The organism is Bradyrhizobium sp. CCBAU 45389, assembly GCF_028128625.1.
GTDB lineage: Bacteria > Pseudomonadota > Alphaproteobacteria > Rhizobiales > Xanthobacteraceae > Bradyrhizobium > Bradyrhizobium liaoningense_B.
In genome coordinates, this window is record NZ_LBIY01000097.1 from 272,324 (window position 1) to 289,102 (window position 16,779).

Here is a 16,779-nt window from a genome sequence, read left to right on the forward strand (position 1 = left end):
CATGCCGCTTTTATCACCTAATCGCAGGCTCGCGCGCGGCCTAAATTCGGAGGCCGAAGACGATGAAGGAGAGCTGACGATGCAAACGCGCAAACTGGGCAAGAGTGGTCTCGAAGTCTCGGCCCTCGGCCTCGGCTGCATGGGATTGAGCTACGGCTATGGTCCGGCGACCGAGACGTCACAGGCGGTCACACTGATCAGGACTGCCTTCGAGCGCGGCGTCACCTTCTTCGACACCGCCGAGGCCTACGGCCCTTTCGCCAATGAGGAATTGCTCGGCGAGGCGCTGGCGCCGTTCCGCGACAAGGTCGTCGTCGCCACCAAGTTCGGCTTCAGCGGCGGCAAGGTCGAGGCCGGGCTCGACAGCCGGCCCGCCAACGTCAAGGCGGTGGCCGAGGCTGCCTTGAAGCGGCTCAGGACCGACCGCATCGATCTGTTCTATCAGCACCGCGTCGATCCCGACGTGCCGGTCGAGGACACCGCCGGCGCGGTGAAGGATTTGATTCGCGAGGGTAAGGTCCTGCACTTCGGCATGTCGGAGGCGGGCGCGCAAACCATCCGCCGCGCCCATGCGGTGCAGCCCGTCACCGCACTGCAAAGCGAATATTCGCTGTGGTGGCGCGAGCCGGAGCAGGAAATCCTGCCTGTTCTGGAAGAGCTCGGCATCGGCTTCGTTCCTTTCAGTCCGCTCGGCAAAGGCTTTCTGACCGGCGCGATCAGCGAAAGCACGACCTTCGACAAGAGCGACTTCCGCAATATCGTACCGCGCTTCTCATCCAGCGCACGAAAGGCCAACCAGACGCTGGTCGAACTGCTCGGCGAGATCGCCGCGGCGAAGCAGGCGACGCCGGCACAGATCGCGCTCGCCTGGCTGCTGGCGCAAAAGCGGTGGATCGTGCCGATTCCCGGCACCACCAAGCTGCACCGGCTCGAGGAGAACCTTGGCGCGGCGGTGGTAACGTTGTCCGAGACCGATCTCGCCGCGATTGCAGGAGTGCTGGCCAGGGTGGCGGTGCAAGGTGATCGCTATCCCGCCCATCTCCAGGCGCGGGTTGGCCGCTGACACATGTTGCATGCGGGCCCGGTGAGCGTTTGCTTACCGGACCTTGCGTCTTGTGTTCCGGTTTGAATACGCGTGCGAGCGCTACCAAGCTGCATTGGAAGGTCGATTAACACCGGTCGCGTTGGCTTATTCCACGGATGTTGCGACGTCGTCATCGCCGGTGGAAGATACGTTATTCCGATAATCAATTTTATTCTCTTTCCATCCTGCTGCGTTATATGTCGGGCATCCGTCCAATGGGGGACGCCGGAAGCAGGCTCATGCGCCTGCGAGACGGAGGAGCAGGGACCAAGCCCGTCGGCATGTTCGAAGTGATCCTTACCAGGCGCAAACGGTTCGGTTGGCGGTGGCAGGTGTGCGACCAGTCCGGCAAGATCTTTGCCGACGGGTTCGAGCGCACCCGGCCTGCCGCCAAATATCATGGCGAGCGCGCGTTGTTTTTCCTGCTGTCGCAGGCCTATCTGCGCAACCCGTTTGCGGCGTCGAGCGAGGACTAGCCGCCCGCGCAGCTTCGTAGCCCGGGTGAGCGCAGCGATACCCGGGACCGCAGTATCTGCACGGATAGAACCTCGGATGCCGCTTTCGCTCATCCGGGCTACAGGCTCCATCTCAGACATCCACCACCAGCTTGCCCTTCGCGCTGTGATCGCGGATCAGCGCATAGGCATCGCCCACATTCTCCAGCGTGAACCGCCTTGCATCGAGCATCGGCACGAGCTTGCCGGTCTCGACCAGACGCGTCGCCTCGTTCATGATCTCTCCGTGATGCGCGCGGCCTGCTCCGGTCAGCAACGGCAGCAGCGTGAACACGCCGGAATAGCTGGCGGCACGGAAGGACAGCGGCGCGAGCGCATGCGTGCCCCAGCCGAGCGCGCTCACGACATGGCCGAAGCGGCGCACCGCCGCGAAGGATGCATCGAGCACCTTGCCGCCGACGGTGTCGTAGACGATGTCGAAGCCGCGGCCACCTGTATGCTCTGCCACGTAAGTCTCGATTGCAGTGTCGCGGTCGATGAAGACGGCACCGAGCGCCTCGACCGTCGCGCGCTGCGCCACTGACCCCGTTGCGAACACGTTTGCGCCGAAGGCACGCGCGATCTGGATCGCGACATGGCCGACGCCGCCGGCCCCGCCATGGATTAGCACGTTCTGGCCGGCTTCCAGCGACGCGCGGTCGATCAGGCCTTCCCAGGCGGTGATGAAGATCAGGGGCAGGGCAGCGGCCTCGCGCATGCTGAGATTGGCAGGCTTGAGCGCCAGCAAATCGGCATCGACCGCGGCGAATTCGGCCAGCGATCCCGGCACGCCGCCGACGCCGCCTGTCATGCCATAGACCTCGTCGCCCTCCTTGAATCGCGTCACCGCGCATCCGGTCTCCTCGACCACGCCGCTGAGATCGAGGCCGAGGATCGCAGGGAGCGGATGGCGGGCGTGCGCGGCTGCGCCGGCGTGGATCTTGGTATCGAGCGGATTGACGCCGCTCGCGCGGACCCGCACCAGCACCTCACCGGGGCCGATATCCGGCACGGAGATCTGCGAGATGCGTAGCGTCGCGTTGTGGGTCTCGAGGATCGCTGCGCGCATGGTCGACTGTTCGGTCATGATAGTTCTGCTCCGTTGTCGCCCTCCAATATGCCCATGAATTTTTGCATGGAAAGAAACGACAATGTACGATGATCGTGCATTTTTGTATGAGGGCGTCCGATGGACTGGAGCGATCTGCGCATCTTCCTGGCGATTGCGCGCGAGGGCACGCTTGGGGCTGCCGCGCGCAAGATTGGCCAGACCCAGCCGACCATGGGCCGGCGGCTTCGCGCGCTCGAACAGGCTTTGGGACAGACGCTGTTCCAGCGCACCGCCGACGGTTTCGTCCTCACCGACGAGGGCACCGCCGTGCTGCGCCACGCCGAGCGGATCGAGGAAGAGGCGCTCGCGCTGGAGCGTCACGCCTCCGGCGCGGAGACGCAACTGGACGGCCTGTTGCGCCTGTCGTCGTCGGACTGGTTCGGGACAGTGATGCTGTCGCCGGTGATCGCCGCCTTCGGCAAACGCCACCCCAAAGTGACCGTCGAACTCCTGACCGATGCGCGCCTCTACAGCCTGCCGCGCCGCGAGGCCGATCTCGTCTTCCGCATCAAGCCATTCAGCGAGCCCGAGGTGATCTCGCGAAAGCTGCTCCATATTTCCTACGCGCTCTATGGCAGGAAGGGCGGCAAGCCGCCACGCGCCGGCGACGGGCGCGGCGTTCGCGTCGTTACCATGAATGCCGAATTCGCCGACATGCCGGACGCGGTCTGGCTGAAGCGCACCCTGCCCAACGCGGAGGTCGCCTCGCGCAGCAACAACAGGCAGGCGCAGGCCGAGCTCTGCGCGAGCGGCGGCGGATTGGCCGTGCTGCCGCGCCCGCTCGGCGACCGCGACCGAAGGCTGGTCGCGCTCGACATCGGCACGTCGCCGCCGGGCCGCGACACCTATGTCGGCTATCACCGCGACCTCAAGCGCCTGGCCCGCCTGCGCGCGCTGCTGGACCTAGTGATTGAGAAGCTGGCGGGGTGAAGCTTCGTAGGGTGGATTAGCGAAGCGTAATCCACCTCTTTGGTCTCCGCGGCGAGAGAATGGGTGGGTTACGCCTTCGGCTAACCCACCCTACGCATCAATCCCTTGCGTTGCCTGTCGGGCAAAACACCCAAACCATCGGTCAATCCGCCACTGCGAAAACATTCCGCTTTACCGAAATTCGGAATTGACGGATAGTGCGCGCACTCCGGCCCAAGGAAGAGGGGCGTATCGCGATCGTCACGAACGCGGGCCGGGCGGCGGTGGACGCAGATGGCGTTGGCGCGAACGGGTTTGCAGGGCGGGAGACCGTGAGCAAAGACCTCGCGCACACGACCGGTGCCATCAGCGTACGGCAAAATCGTGTGGTCCTGACGCCCGGGGTCTGTGCGTCAAGTCTTGCGGTGATGTTGCGGCCCGACCGGGCCCGCGCATCGATCATCCGCACGGCGACGGGGGCAATAGTGCATCGCTCCCCGGGGAGATCACGACATAAGCCGTAAAACCACTGCGCAGGGAAGGCCGGGATGTCCTGGCTTCACCTGTATGCCGCTGTGCAGATTTTTTTACTGCAACTTCGCACAGTGGACCGCGGGTGCCAGCCGGCTCCCGGCCTTCCCTGCGCCCTCTTTCATGTGGGGGTGAGACGACGGAAGCAAAGCTCGGGCGAAAAATGCCGCGAGGATGCGAAGGTGTGTCTGTGAATGACAATGCGAATTGAAAGAGTCCGCTCTCGCTCACACTCCGTCATTGCGAGAGGTGAGCACACCGCCTCCCCAACGTCGTCCTGGCGAAAGCCAGGACCCATTACCCCGGTCAGCGTTGTCAGAGTTCAGCGTGGCCACCAGCGTTCGCAATAACGAAGTTCGGTGGCTATGGGTCCTGGCTTTCGCCAGGACGACAGTGAGAGTGCGGTCACCGCCTGTGCGCAAAACACAACCGTCATAGTCTCTAACGGCTACTAACCAACACCCGACTTAAAACTGTCATAATCGCCGAATGGAACCCGCGCCCGCGCGCTCTTTACATGCCATTAAGTGCATCTGCATTGGATGCGCCGGGAAAGTGCGTTGGGGACTGCGATGACTGCCGCGAAGACGATGCCGGGAAAACCGGCCGCCGAAATGTTCGACGACATCCCGGTGCTTCAGCGCAAATGGCGTGCGGCGTTGAAGCCGGGTGAGCGGCTGCCGCGCTACGAGGACGTGATGCTCGGTAGCCTCGGGCGGCTCGCCGACCACATCGCGCTGTTGAAGAACGACGGTGCGCTCGAACTGTCGCGCAGCGGCCGTTACGTGCAGAAGTGGCTCGGCGAGGAGCGCTGGGACATCCCGGTCGCCGAGCTCTCGCCGGATTGCGCCACGGCCTTGTCCGAAGCGGCGGCGAACGCGCTGGCAAACGGACAGCCGCACCAGGCAAGCGCGCATTGCGTGCGCGACGGCATGGTCCGGACCTATGATGTGCTGGCGCTGCCGACCGCCTCGCGCTGGGGCGCCACGCTGGTCGGCGCCTATGTCAACGAGCGCGGCGCGCAATACAATCTGCTCGATGCGATCTTCTCCGCGACCGACGATGCCGTGATCTCGCTGGCGACACTGCGCGATGCCGGCGGCAAGCCGTTCGATCTCCAGATCGTGCACCATAACAAGAGCGCGGGCGTGCTGCTGAAGGCTGCAGGCGCGAGCCTGTTGTGGCGCCGGATCAGCGAGGGCGGCACGCTGCTGGCATCGCCCGACATCATGGAATTCCTGCTCCGGACCGTTTCCGGCGGCCGCGGCGAACAGCTCGAGATCGAGCATGATGACCGCCATCTCCGCCTCAGTGCGACGGCCTTCGCCGATGTGGTCTCGCTGACGATCTCCGACGTCACCGCCTTGAAGCGACGCGACGCCTCGTTCCGCCTGCTGTTCGACAACAACCCGATGCCGATGTGGGTGTTCGACGCCGGGAGCAAGGAGTTTCTCAGCGTCAACGACGCCGCGGTCCAGCATTACGGCTACAGCCGCGCGACTTTCCTGCGCATGAAGCTGCACGAGATCTGGCCGCAGGACGAGTGGGACAGTCACGCCGAAGCCCTCGAACGCATCGGCGACACCTATCACTCCTCGCGCAACTGGCGGCATTTGCGCGCCGACGGCAGCGAGATCGAGGTGCTCACCTTCGGCCGCCGCGTCGCATTCAATGATCGCGACGGCTATCTGGTCGCGGTGGTCGACATCACCGAGCGGCGCAAGGCCGAGGCACGCATCGCCCACATGGCGCACCATGACGGGCTCACCGATCTGCCGAACCGCGAATATTTCCAGGAGCGCTTGAGGCAGGCGCTCGAGCAGGCCGGCGGAAAACGGGTCGGCGTGCTCTACATCGACCTCGACCTGTTCAAGAACATCAACGATTCCTTCGGGCATCCCTCGGGTGATCGCCTGTTGAAAGAGGTCGCCGAGCGCCTGACCACCGCGGTCCGCGGCGCCAATCTCGCGGCCCGGCTCGGCGGCGACGAGTTCGCCGTCATCCTGGCCGCGGACGTGTCGCCGAACGAAGCCAGTGCCTGCGCGAGCCTGCTGATCGACATGCTGAAGTCGCCCTATGAGATCGACGGGCAGGAGATGGTGATCGGCGCCAGCATCGGCATCGCGCTGTCGCCCGGTGACGGCGTCACGTCGGAGCAGTTGATGCGCAACGCCGACATGGCGCTGTACCGGGCGAAGTCCGACGGCGGCGGCGTGCATCATTTCTTCGAGCGCGAGATGGACCTGCAGGCGCAGAAGCGCCGCGACATGGAGCTCGATCTGCGCCGGGCGTTCGCCAATGGCGAGTTCGAGCTGCATTATCAGCCGCTGGTGTCGATCGCCTCCGACCGCATCTCCGGCTTCGAGTCGCTGTTGCGCTGGCGTCATCCCGACAAGGGCATGATCTCGCCGGCGGAATTCATTCCGGTCGCCGAAGACATCGGCCTGATCACCCAGCTCGGCGAATGGGTGCTGCGCGAGGCCTGCGCCGAGGCGGTGAAATGGCCTGTCGACGTCAAGGTCGCGGTCAACCTGTCGCCGGCGCAATTCCGCAGCCGCAACCTGGTCCAGGTCGTGATCTCGGCCCTGGCGCAATCCGGCCTGTCGCCGATGCGGCTCGAGCTCGAGATCACCGAGTCGATCTTTCTGGCCGAGACCGATGCCAATCTCGCCATCCTGCACCAGCTGCGCGAGCTCGGCGTCGGCATCTCCATGGATGATTTCGGCACCGGCTATTCCAGCCTCAGCTATCTCCGCAGCTTCCCGTTCGACAAGATCAAGATCGACCGCTCCTTCGTGAAGGATTTGGCGCAGCGGCCCGATTGCGGCGCGATCGTGCGCGCGATCTCCGGGCTCGGCCGCAGCCTCAACATCACCACGACCGCGGAGGGCGTCGAGACCGAGGATCAGCTCGACTGGCTGCGCGCCGAAGGCTGCAACGAGGTGCAGGGCTTTCTGTTCAGCGCGGCGCGGCCCGCCGCCGAGATCGCAACACTGCTGGCCGAGTTCGGCCAGCGCACCTCACGGGCGGCGTAGCGCCTCGGGGAAGCAGTCGTAGACCAGCGCCTTGAACGCGGGCGTGATGCGGCTGCGCTCGTTCTGGGTCTGCTGCATCATGAGGTAGACCATGTCGAGCTTGGGATCGACGCCGAAATAGGTGCCGCTGCCACTGTCCCATTTCAACTCGCCGATCGAGCCGGGCGGGGGTGGCTTCGCATTGCCGGGATCGGTGCGCACGCCGATGCCATAGCCATAGCCGAAGCCGTCGCCCGGAAAGTAGAAATAGTCGCGTCCGACGCCGGAGCCGGGACCGACGTGATCGGTCGTCATGGCCTTGAAGGCCGCCGGGCTCAGATAGCGCTTGCCCTCGAACTCGCCGCCATTGAGCAGCATCTGCGAGAAGCGCTGATAGTCGGTGATGGTCGAGAGCAGCCCGCCGCCGCCGGATTCCCATTCGGGATGGGCGAGGCGGTCGCGTTCGCCGGCGAGCAGGATCGGGTCGTTCGGCAGTGGCCGCGCCATCCGCGCGCGCTCCTCCGGACCAGTGAGCACGAATTTGGTGCTGGTCATGCCGAGCGGATCGAGAATGCGCTGCTTGAGGAATTGGTACAGCGTCTGGCCGGAGATGATCTCGACGATGGCGCCGAGCACGTCGGTCGAATGACCGTAGCGCCACAGCGTCCCGGGCTGGCGCGTCAGCGGCAGCCTGGCGATACGGTCGGCGAACTGTCTGTTGTTGAAGGGGCCCTCGAAAATATTGGCAGCCTGGTAAACCTGCATCACCCAGGGGGCGCCGATATAGTCGTAGCTGATGCCCGATGTGTGCCGCAGCAGATCTTCGATGTTGACGGGACGGATCGGCGGCTCGAGTTCGACCGTCGATGTGCCCTCCGGCTCTATTCCGACCTTGGTGTCGGCAAAGAGCGGGACGTATTTTGACGCGGGGTCGGTGAGCGCGAGCTTGCCCTCGTCGATCAGCATCATCGCGCCGAGGCACGTGATTGGCTTGGTCATCGAGTGGATGGCGAAGATCGTGTCCGGCGTCATGGCGAGGCCGGTCCTGGTGTCGCGCACGCCGAAGGTCTTGAGGTAGACCGGCTTGCCGTGCTGCTGCACCAGGACCACGGCGCCCGGCAGCCGGCCGCTTCGCACCTCGTTGTCGAAATAGGCGGTGATGCGCTCGAGCCCGTCGGGCGACGGGGCAGGGATGTCCGCGGCGCGGCTCCGCGCCATCGTGCCGGCGAGCAATGCGGCCCCGACCAGAAATTCACGACGCTTCATCCCTAGCTTCCTCCCTGGCGGGATCAAAGCCGCAAGATGCCGAAGGCGTCAACAAGCCATCGATTAAAATCGCGTCACGATTTCCGAAAGGAACGGTCGCGGACGGTCCTCGCTAGGTCTGGTCCGCAGGCCTGATCTCGGCGTCAACGGCGCAGTTGAGAGGGTGCGTCTACATGGCACGAACGCTCGCGAGGAATTTATCGACCTGGACTTCCAGCTCGGATGGACTGCGGCAACTCAGTTGACGAGCACCGCACCGTCGCATCGCACCCCGGAAACCCATACGTCCGTTTGCCCAATTCCGACACCGAGTGCGGCAAGCGTGGCTGCGAGGATCTGATCGATCGAGCCGGTGGCGCCGGAGAGGATATTGGCGACCGTTGAGCCGGCGCCGGGCAGCGGCAGCGCGAGCGGACCGGCGGTGACCGTCAGGCTCATGTCCCTGAGCAGGTTCGACATCAACGACGAGGTGAAATTTGTCGTGGTGACTGTCTTGATTGTCTGAGCCTGAATGTCGGCGTAGCTGAAGTCGACCTGCCTTGCCGAGGTGTTGCTGATTTCGGCATGAGCGCGGCCGGTGATGGTTACGCCAGCTACGTTGACCAATGTGGCGGGCGGAGGATTGGGCTTGGTCCTGAAATTGGTCATGTCGGCCATCGAAACGTTGCCGACCCAGGCATCGACGACGCCCGGGGTGACGCCGAGCGTTACGGTCGAACTGCTGATGTCTGGCCGGCCGCAGGAGATGCCGGACAGCGTCGCCGTACCCGGTGCGACCTCGACATAAATCGGCAGATTGACAGAGGGAATGCCGCCGCTGCCGGCGAGCTGGATCGTGATCAGGACGCGCGTCTGAGCCGTGTGGACGCTCGCGCCCTGCGCGCCGACGGCGAACCAGCCCGAGCCCACGGGATGTTCACCGACCGTGGCAACCACTGAAACCTGCGTAATTCCCGGCAAGTTGAGGTTCACGCTGGTTGCGATCTGATTGGTTCCATTCGCGACCGCGGCGGTGCCGGCCAGCAAGCTCAAAAGCGAAAGGCTGGCTCCGACCCTCGGCTTCTGGCCAATTGCGAGGCTGCCGTAAGGCCCAAGATCCAGCAGCGATCCCGGAGCAATCCGGGTTAACTGCGCGGATGTGGCCTGGGCGATGCTCGACAGGGTGATCGTGGCCGCGTTGTTGCCGTTGGCGGCTTGTTGCGTCGTCAGCATTGCCGCAATGAGGTCGGCCATCTTGACGTTGCTGGTCAGGACATTGTCGTAAGTCGGGCCGGTCACATTGGCCCGCGTGGCGACCGCAGAGAGGAAATCGAGCGCGTCGATGCGCGCGTTGGCGAGGGCCTGATAGTCCATGGCCGTCAGTGAAAGGCTTGTGCCCAGCATTGATCCAAGCACGGCGTTGATCAGCCCGCCGTTGACCGCAAGGAGGCGTGAGCCGATCGCGAATGAAGCGAGGGCCGTGCTCGATGCCGTTGCCGATGTCTTGATCGTGTATTGGCTCGAACCGGTGATGTAACGGGCGAAATAGAGCGGTGTCTTTGTTTCGAGGGTGACTCGTGCGGCCGTCGGCGTTCCGGTTGCGGGCGTGACGAAGCGCTTGTCCGGCGCGACGGCAGCGTTGGCCGTGTAATTGCCAAGCTCGACGCCGACCAGCGCGTTCGCCGGATAGTTGTTGCGCACGACAGTTGCTGAGGCGGCATTCGTCGCGTTGTTCAGGTTGCCGGCGGCGACGATCGCTGCAAGGTCCGCTGCGCTCTGGGCCTTGCGCCTGTCGGCGAAGATCGCGCCGACATCCACGCCAAGCGCGGCGAAGCCGATGACCAGGGTCATTACGATCGCTCCCATGATCGCAACGTTGCCACGATCGTCGGAGGCAAACCGGCGCACGAGGTGCCGTGCCAATTTCATCCTAGAACCCTCCATAGGGAATCGCGGCGGAGCGAATGATCGTGGAGGAGGGAGCCGGTGCGAGTGGAAGCGCGAAGATGATGCTGCCGGAGGCATCATATGTCACGGTCACCACGTACACGTTCGCGGAGTTGCTTGATGGAGCGGCGCTGACGACAATTTTGCCCGGATCCAGCAGCGGGTAGGTCGAGGCGTTTGCGGAGACGTAGCCGGTCGCAATCGTGTTGCGCTCGCCGTCGGAGATGCCGGCGACCGAAGAGCGGGCGGCTTCCGCGGCGAGCTGCTGGACCCCGTGAATCATCGTCAGATAGCCGCCGAAGATCACGATCCCAAACAGCATCAATAGAAAGAGAGGTGTGATCAGCGCGAATTCGACGGCGGAAGCACCGCGCAGGCAGAGCACGAATCTGAGCATATCGACCTCAACCCTTTGTTGTGGCCGAGGATGGGGGCATGCTCGTTACAGCTTATTGTATGGATCGTTCCGTAAATATGCGGGTGCCATTGCGAGCTCTAGGGCCCAAAAAATTTATAGGGCCATAAAAAGATTGTTTTAGATCGACACTTCAGAGTTGTAGTGTGTCCTGACGGAAACAACTTCTAGTTAATCACTTTAAAGGGGAATTAATTAGATGAATCAACGCAGGGGGTACGTAAATATTCCTACGGAAATCGTGCGCACTGCCATTGCGATCTCCGAGACCGGAAGCCTGTCGAAGGCCGGTGAACTGTTGGGCCTGAGCCAGCCGGCGATCAGTTCACAGATGAAGAGGCTTCAGAATCTGGTGGGCGGACCGCTGTTTGAGCGGACCTCGACCGGGACGGTCCTCAGCGACCTCGGCAGGCTTGCCCTGCAACAAGCCAGGCGCATGATCGAGGCGAATGACCAGTTACTGAGATTGTCCGGCAATACTGACCGCTCGCAGCCGGTCAGGCTGGGGCTCAATTCGCTCTTCGCGACCAATTTCTTCAAGGCGCAGCAAGGTGCCGGCAATCTTTCAGGCATTTTCGTCCAGGTCGATCAGTCCGGCACCCTCGCCAAAGCCTTGATCGAGGGATATCTCGACATTGCCTGCATGTTTGATCATCAGCGCTTGGATGGCGATGTCCGCCAAATGATCGTGGCGGGAATTGAAGAGCCGCTCGTCTGGGTCAGGTCTAAGCAGTTCGTGGTAAGTCCGGGGTCTCCCATTCCGATCCTGACGTGGCCTGGCGATGATTGGATGGTGCGAACGCTCGAGCGTCACGAGATCTCATACAAGATCGTCTTCAACAGTCCCGATTTCGAGGTCAAGCTGCGAGCGGTCGAAGCCGGCATGGGATTCACCGCCGTGCCTGCCAGCAAGGTGCCAGACACGGTGGTCGTCGCCAGGGACTATTATCTTCCTGAATTGCCGACCATACGCCGGATTATGTGCGTAAGAGCTAGTCTCGGCAACGCGCGTGCGGCCGAACTCACGAAGCAGCTGGCATCCTTGTTCTTCGAGCCGAGATGAGATCTTCAGCTCAAAAGGCGCAAGCTTTCCGGGCCTAAAATCTGGTCACGATATCGGACAGAGCGGGGCGCGGACGGTCCTCGCTGGGCTTGGTCGGCGTGCCGATATGGACGAAGCCGGCGAGCTTTTCGTCCGGCTTGAGGCCGAGACCGTCAAGCACGTCGCGATCGAAGGCGAACCAGCCGGTCAGCCAGCAGGCGCCATAGCCGAGCGCGACCGCGGCCGTGACGATGTTCATGGCGCTGGCGCCGGCCGACAATTCCTGCTCGAACGCCGGCACCTTCGGATGCGGCCTGGTGAAGCTGACGATGCCGATCACCAGCGGCGCGTCCAGGAGGCGCTTGCGCTCGGTCTCGACGTCGGCGGCGGGTGCGCCGGGATTCTTGCGGGCAAAGACCTTCGCGATCACCTCGCCGGCGCGCTGGCGGGCGTCGCCCTCGAAGATGATGAAGCGCCAGGGCGCGAGCTTGCCGTGATCCGGTACACGCGCGCCGATGGTGAGGATCGTCTCGAGCTCGGCCGCCGACGGGCCGGGTCCGGTCATTTCGCGCGGCTTGACCGAGCGGCGGGTCTTCAGGAGTTCGATGGCGTCGGGCACGGGGAGGTCCTCTTCAGCTGGTCGTCGGGCGTGCCATGCTGAGATAAGCATGCACGCCCGCAACCGGAAGCGAATTTAGATCGATTTCAGGGATCAGATGGTGCCCCGCGCCCGCTTCACATCCGGCGGCGTGGCCTCGTCCACCAGCGCGGCGATCGCCTCTTCCGTCGTCATCACCTTCTGGCCGTCGCTGCCGAGGCGGCGGACGGAAACCGAATGCGTCTCGGCCTCCTTCTTGCCGACCACGAGCAGCGCCGGGATCTTGGCCAGCGAGTGCTCGCGGACCTTGTAGTTGATCTTCTCGTTGCGCAGGTCGATCTCGACCCGGAGGCCTGCGCGCCGTGCCTGCTCAAGGACCTGCTTGGCGTACTCGTCGCCTTCCGAGGTGATGGTCGTGACCACCGCCTGCACCGGCGAGAGCCAGAGCGGGAAGTTGCCGGCATAATGCTCGATCAGGATGCCGATGTAGCGCTCCATCGAGCCGCAGATCGCACGGTGCACCATGACAGGCGGCTTCTTGCCGCCGTCATGGTCGATGTAGAACGCACCGAACCGTTCCGGCAGGTTGAAGTCGACCTGCGTGGTGCCGCACTGCCAGTCGCGGCCGATGGCGTCACGCAGCACATATTCGAACTTCGGCCCGTAGAACGCGCCTTCGCCCGGGTTGATCTCGGTCTTGATGTGATTGTTCTGCGTCTGGATCTCGCGCAGCACCGTGGCCATCACGCGCTCGGCGTGATCCCACATCGCATCGGTACCGACGCGCTTGTCGGGGCGGGTCGACAGCTTCACCGTGAGGTCGCCGGTGAAGCCGAAATCGGCGTAGGTCGACAAGATGAGATCGTTGATCTTCAGGCACTCTTCGGCGAGCTGGTCCTCAGTGCAGAAGATGTGCGCGTCGTCCTGGGTGAAGCCGCGCACGCGCATCAGGCCGTGCATGGCGCCGGACGGCTCGTAGCGATGCACCACGCCGAACTCGGCGAGGCGCAGCGGCAGGTCGCGGTAGCTCTTCAGGCCGTGCTTGAAGATCTGGACGTGGCCGGGGCAGTTCATCGGCTTGAGCGCAAACCAGCGCTTGTCCTCGGCCTCATCGCCAGCCGACTGCGCCGCGAACATGTTCTCGCGGTACCAGCCCCAATGGCCCGAGGTCTCCCACAGGACCTTGTCGAGGATCTGCGGCGCGTTGACCTCGCTGTAGTCGCCGGTCAGGCGCCGGCGCATATAGGCGATCAGCTGCTGGAAGATGGTCCAGCCCTTCGGGTGCCAGAACACGACGCCCGGACCTTCCTCCTGGAAGTGGAAGAGGTCGAGCTCGCGCCCGAGCTTGCGATGGTCGCGCTTCTCGGCTTCCTCGATCTGCTTCAGATAAGCGTCGAGGTCCTCCTGCTTGGCGAAGGCCGTGCCGTAGATGCGGGTCAGCATCGGGTTGTTGCTGTCGCCACGCCAATAGGCGCCGGCCACCTTCATCAGCTTGAAGGCATTGCCGACCTTGCCGGTCGAGGTCATGTGCGGGCCGCGGCACAGGTCGAACCAGTCGCCCTGGTAGTAGATCTTGATCGGCTCGGTGCCGGGAATGGCGTCGACCAACTCGACCTTGAAGGCCTCGCCCTTGTCGCGGAACACCTGCTTGGTCTTCTCGCGATCCCAGACTTCCTTGGTGAAGGGTTTGTCGCGCGCGATGATCTCGCGCATCTTCTTCTCGATCGCGGCAAAGTCTTCCGGCGTGAACGGCTCGTTGCGGAAGAAGTCGTAGTAGAATCCGTTCTCGATGACGGGGCCGATGGTGACCTGGGTGCCCGGCCAAAGCGTCTGCACGGCTTCCGCCAGCACGTGCGCGCAGTCGTGGCGGATCAATTCGAGCGCGCGCGGATCGTCGCGATTGACGAGCTCGATCTTGGCGTCGGCCTCGATGGGATCGTTGAGGTCGGCGAACGCGCCGTCGAGCGCCATCGCAACCGTGCGCTTGGCCAGCGACGGCGAGATACCCTTGGCGATATCGAGGCCGGTGATGCCCTTGTCGTATTCGCGCCGGGCGCCGTCGGGGAAGGTGAGGGTGACTTTGGGAGCGGGGGTCACGGGCTTTAGGTTGGAGAGGCTGTACTGGAAGCCGGACTCGGATTTGGGCTGGTCGGTCATTGCTTTTCTCCTGAGGCTCACTCCTGCGAACGAGCGCAGGTAAGCGGGAACGAGCGATATATCAGGCGATTCGGCCTGTGCAATCCGGCATTTCCAAGAAAGTGGCGCGCAAAACCCGCGGCGCAGCCCCAACTATTTGGCGTTGTGCCCTTTAACTCGTCACACGCCGCCGCTACATGCGTTTGCATGGAAAATACCCCCGCCGCCGGCCGTTTCGCGCCGACCGCCCTGATGCTCGGCAATCTCGTCACCGGCTGTTCGGTGCTGGCGCCGGCGGGCATGCTGCCGGAATTGTCGGCGGGGCTCGGGATCAGCATCCATGCGGCCGGGCTCCTGATCACCTTCGGCGCGGTGACGCTGTGCATCGGCTCGCCGCTGACGGCGTGGCTGACCAGCCGGATCGAGCGAAGGACTCTGCTCACCACGACGCTGGCGGTACTCGCGCTCGGCAATCTCGCCTCGGCGTTTGCGCCCGACTATGCGAGCCTGCTCGTCATCCGCCTGGTCATGCTCGCGGTCGGCGCGCTCTACACGCCGCAGGCGGCCGGTACGGCAGCGCTGATCGTGCCGGCGGAGCGGCGCGGCAGCACGATCGCCTATATCTTTCTCGGCTGGTCGCTGGCGGCCGCCGTCGGTCTGCCGTTGATCACCTTCATCGCCAGCCGCTATGGCTGGCGCGCCGCCTATGCTGGGATCGGCGCGCTCGGCTGGATCAGCTTTCTGTTGCTGCTGTTGCGCTTGCCGGCAGGCTTGAAGGGCACGCCGGTGGATCTGAAGACCTGGAGCGCAGTCGGCCGCAGCAGGGCGATCTTGCTGCTGCTGGCGATCACGATGCTGCAAATGTCCGGGCAGTTCGTGGTGTTCACCTTCATGGGCCCGCTGCTGAAGAAGCTGACCGGGGCGAGCCCCGATGCGGTCGGCATCGTCGACACCTGGGGACCCTACCGGACCTCGCTGCTGTTCACCTGCCTCGTGCTCGCGGGCATCACCGCGTGGGCGCTGAGTGCGGGCACCATCGCGTTGATGGCGATCGCGGTCGCGATCTGGGGGCTCGGCTTTGCCTCGACCAATTCGATGCAGCAGGTGCGGCTGGTCGCGGCCGCGCCGCCGCTGGCGCCGGCGACCGTCGCGCTCAACACCTCCGTCCTCTATATCGGCCAGGCCGTCGGGTCTGCCACCGGCGGACTGCTGTTCGCCCGCGAACTCCTGCATGCGATCGGCTTCGTGGCGGTCGGCTTCGTCGTGCTGGCGCTGGTCCTGGTGATCCTGACCCGGCCCCGGCCGGCTGCGGCTGCGACGGCCTGAAATCCCGCGTGTTCGTGTGCGCAAGGTGCTTGGCAAACGGCGCACTACAGCGCTAGAAGGCCGGTCATGGGGACCAGAGAGAGTTGACAGAGATGAGGATGATTCTGGCGGTTGCGGCGGTGCTCTATTCCACCTCCGCGTTCGCGCAAGCCGACAAGCCACCGATGATCGGGGACAAGCCGCTGGTGCAGGTCAAGCCCAAGGGGACCAAGGCGGCGGCCGCAACTGCCGCGCCCGCGCCGAAGGGCAAGCCGCAATCGATCGCGGCGCGGCTCCAGGCCTGCCTCGAGATCGACGACGGCACCAAGGACCGTCTCAACTGCTACGACGCCGTGATCCCGCCGGCGCCGAAGCCGAAGCCGGCAAAGGCCAAGGGTTACGCCGATTGCCGCTTCTTCAAGGAAGAGGACGAGCGGCTGGCCTGCTTCAACGGCTTTGCCGAGAGCATTCCGAAGCTGCCAAAGACCTGAGACGTTTGGAGCCGGGCGGCTAATCGCTGATCCGGCTCAGCACGGCCCTGAAGACAACGCCCGGCACTTGCAGCGCGCTGCCTTCGAACTCCGCCGTGTCGCCGTCCTCGCGACCGGTGAGCGTCAGCGTGATCCGGTCGATGCCGAACAGGGCCTTGAAGGACGGATCATCATTGTAGCGCTGGGTCGAGATCTTGACCTTGATGCTGTCGCCTTCGCCCGTGTAGGTGCCGATGAAGGCGAAAGCGGAATTGCCGCCGCGCATCTTGCCGTCCATCACATAGACGACGCCGCACCCGGTCCCGTGCACCGTGTGGAAGTCGGCCTTGTATAGTCCCTGACGCACCGCCGATCTCCGCAGAATTCCAACTGCAATTCGGCTGGCAAATTATGATCGTTGGTAGCGGGCGCAATCCGTTGGCTCCCGGGGACGAAAGCCCATCAACATCACATTTTG

14 protein-coding genes are annotated in these 16,779 nt (G+C 63.9%); 7 read left to right on the top strand and 7 right to left on the bottom strand.

The genetic code is table 11. The annotated features are described in order from the left end of the window. The first annotated feature begins 79 nt into the window (after window positions 1–79). Window positions 80–1,063, top strand: a complete 984-nt coding sequence (locus XH79_RS34160; protein ID WP_271584528.1) for an aldo/keto reductase — start codon at window positions 80–82, stop codon at window positions 1,061–1,063. A 302-nt stretch (window positions 1,064–1,365) separates the two neighbouring features. After that, window positions 1,366–1,560, top strand: coding sequence for a hypothetical protein (locus XH79_RS34165; protein ID WP_130369487.1), 195 nt, complete (start codon window positions 1,366–1,368; stop codon window positions 1,558–1,560). Between the two features lie 112 nt (window positions 1,561–1,672). On the opposite strand, the gene XH79_RS34170 is transcribed toward XH79_RS34165, so the two are convergent. Beyond that, on the bottom strand, window positions 1,673–2,665 hold the full coding sequence (locus XH79_RS34170; protein ID WP_333938919.1) for a zinc-dependent alcohol dehydrogenase family protein: 993 nt from the start codon (window positions 2,663–2,665) through the stop codon (window positions 1,673–1,675). Window positions 2,666–2,767: 102 nt separating this feature from the next. Between XH79_RS34170 and XH79_RS34175 the strand changes: the two genes are divergently transcribed. Continuing rightward, on the top strand, window positions 2,768–3,619 hold the full coding sequence (locus XH79_RS34175; RefSeq protein WP_212341381.1) for a LysR family transcriptional regulator: 852 nt from the start codon (window positions 2,768–2,770) through the stop codon (window positions 3,617–3,619). Between the two features lie 1,082 nt (window positions 3,620–4,701). Beyond that, a complete protein-coding gene (locus XH79_RS34180) occupies window positions 4,702–7,164 on the top strand; it encodes a putative bifunctional diguanylate cyclase/phosphodiesterase (RefSeq protein WP_271584529.1) in 2,463 nt (820 codons plus the stop codon). On the opposite strand, the gene XH79_RS34185 is transcribed toward XH79_RS34180, so the two are convergent. The 3 genes from XH79_RS34185 to XH79_RS34195 form a co-directional block, all read right to left on the bottom strand. After that, a complete protein-coding gene (locus tag XH79_RS34185) occupies window positions 7,150–8,409 on the bottom strand; it encodes a serine hydrolase domain-containing protein (protein ID WP_212341385.1) in 1,260 nt (419 codons plus the stop codon). The two genes, XH79_RS34180 and XH79_RS34185, sit on opposite strands and share 15 nt — an antisense overlap. A gap of 237 nt (window positions 8,410–8,646) precedes the next feature. After that, entirely contained in the window at window positions 8,647–10,332 is a 1,686-nt protein-coding gene (locus tag XH79_RS34190; RefSeq protein WP_333938927.1) for a pilus assembly protein TadG-related protein, read from the bottom strand. Continuing rightward, entirely contained in the window at window positions 10,319–10,732 is a 414-nt protein-coding gene (locus XH79_RS34195; protein ID WP_212341388.1) for a TadE/TadG family type IV pilus assembly protein, read from the bottom strand. The genes XH79_RS34190 and XH79_RS34195 overlap by 14 nt, the downstream gene beginning before the upstream one ends. A 217-nt stretch (window positions 10,733–10,949) precedes the next feature. On the opposite strand from XH79_RS34195, the gene XH79_RS34200 reads away from it, so the two are divergent. After that, window positions 10,950–11,813, top strand: a complete 864-nt coding sequence (locus XH79_RS34200; protein WP_271584530.1) for a LysR family transcriptional regulator — start codon at window positions 10,950–10,952, stop codon at window positions 11,811–11,813. Between the two features lie 34 nt (window positions 11,814–11,847). Here the strand turns inward: XH79_RS34200 and XH79_RS34205 are convergent, their stop codons facing one another. Then, window positions 11,848–12,411 (bottom strand): nitroreductase family protein, encoded by a 564-nt coding sequence (locus XH79_RS34205; RefSeq protein ID WP_212341389.1) that lies wholly within the window; start codon window positions 12,409–12,411, stop codon window positions 11,848–11,850. 93 nt (window positions 12,412–12,504) lie between these two features. After that, on the bottom strand, window positions 12,505–14,547 hold the full coding sequence (thrS, locus tag XH79_RS34210) for a threonine--tRNA ligase (protein WP_271584531.1): 2,043 nt from the start codon (window positions 14,545–14,547) through the stop codon (window positions 12,505–12,507). Between the two features lie 186 nt (window positions 14,548–14,733). Between thrS and XH79_RS34215 the strand changes: the two genes are divergently transcribed. Beyond that, entirely contained in the window at window positions 14,734–15,852 is a 1,119-nt protein-coding gene (locus XH79_RS34215; RefSeq protein WP_271584532.1) for an MFS transporter, read from the top strand. A gap of 92 nt (window positions 15,853–15,944) precedes the next feature. Then, window positions 15,945–16,322: a hypothetical protein gene (locus tag XH79_RS34220; RefSeq protein WP_212341392.1), complete on the top strand. Its 378-nt coding sequence runs from the start codon at window positions 15,945–15,947 to the stop codon at window positions 16,320–16,322. 19 nt (window positions 16,323–16,341) lie between these two features. Here XH79_RS34220 and XH79_RS34225 read toward each other — a convergent pair whose 3' ends face one another. Further along, on the bottom strand, window positions 16,342–16,668 hold the full coding sequence (locus XH79_RS34225) for a GrlR family regulatory protein (RefSeq protein WP_212341393.1): 327 nt from the start codon (window positions 16,666–16,668) through the stop codon (window positions 16,342–16,344). Between the last annotated feature and the right edge of the window lie 111 nt (window positions 16,669–16,779).

Bases quoted from the DNA above. Each gene is read 5' to 3' on its own strand.
- thrS (WP_271584531.1), bottom strand. From the start codon at position 14,547: ATGACCGACCAGCCCAAATCCGAGTCCGGCTTCCAGTACAGCCTCTCC.
- XH79_RS34190 (WP_333938927.1), bottom strand. From the start codon at position 10,332: ATGGAGGGTTCTAGGATGAAATTGGCACGGCACCTCGTGCGCCGGTTT.
- XH79_RS34165 (WP_130369487.1), top strand. From the start codon at position 1,366: ATGTTCGAAGTGATCCTTACCAGGCGCAAACGGTTCGGTTGGCGGTGG.
- XH79_RS34175 (WP_212341381.1), top strand. From the start codon at position 2,768: ATGGACTGGAGCGATCTGCGCATCTTCCTGGCGATTGCGCGCGAGGGC.
- XH79_RS34185 (WP_212341385.1), bottom strand. From the start codon at position 8,409: ATGAAGCGTCGTGAATTTCTGGTCGGGGCCGCATTGCTCGCCGGCACG.
- XH79_RS34180 (WP_271584529.1), top strand. From the start codon at position 4,702: ATGACTGCCGCGAAGACGATGCCGGGAAAACCGGCCGCCGAAATGTTC.
- XH79_RS34195 (WP_212341388.1), bottom strand. From the start codon at position 10,732: ATGCTCAGATTCGTGCTCTGCCTGCGCGGTGCTTCCGCCGTCGAATTC.
- XH79_RS34215 (WP_271584532.1), top strand. From the start codon at position 14,734: ATGGAAAATACCCCCGCCGCCGGCCGTTTCGCGCCGACCGCCCTGATG.
- XH79_RS34170 (WP_333938919.1), bottom strand. From the start codon at position 2,665: ATGACCGAACAGTCGACCATGCGCGCAGCGATCCTCGAGACCCACAAC.
- XH79_RS34160 (WP_271584528.1), top strand. From the start codon at position 80: ATGCAAACGCGCAAACTGGGCAAGAGTGGTCTCGAAGTCTCGGCCCTC.
- XH79_RS34200 (WP_271584530.1), top strand. From the start codon at position 10,950: ATGAATCAACGCAGGGGGTACGTAAATATTCCTACGGAAATCGTGCGC.
- XH79_RS34220 (WP_212341392.1), top strand. From the start codon at position 15,945: ATGAGGATGATTCTGGCGGTTGCGGCGGTGCTCTATTCCACCTCCGCG.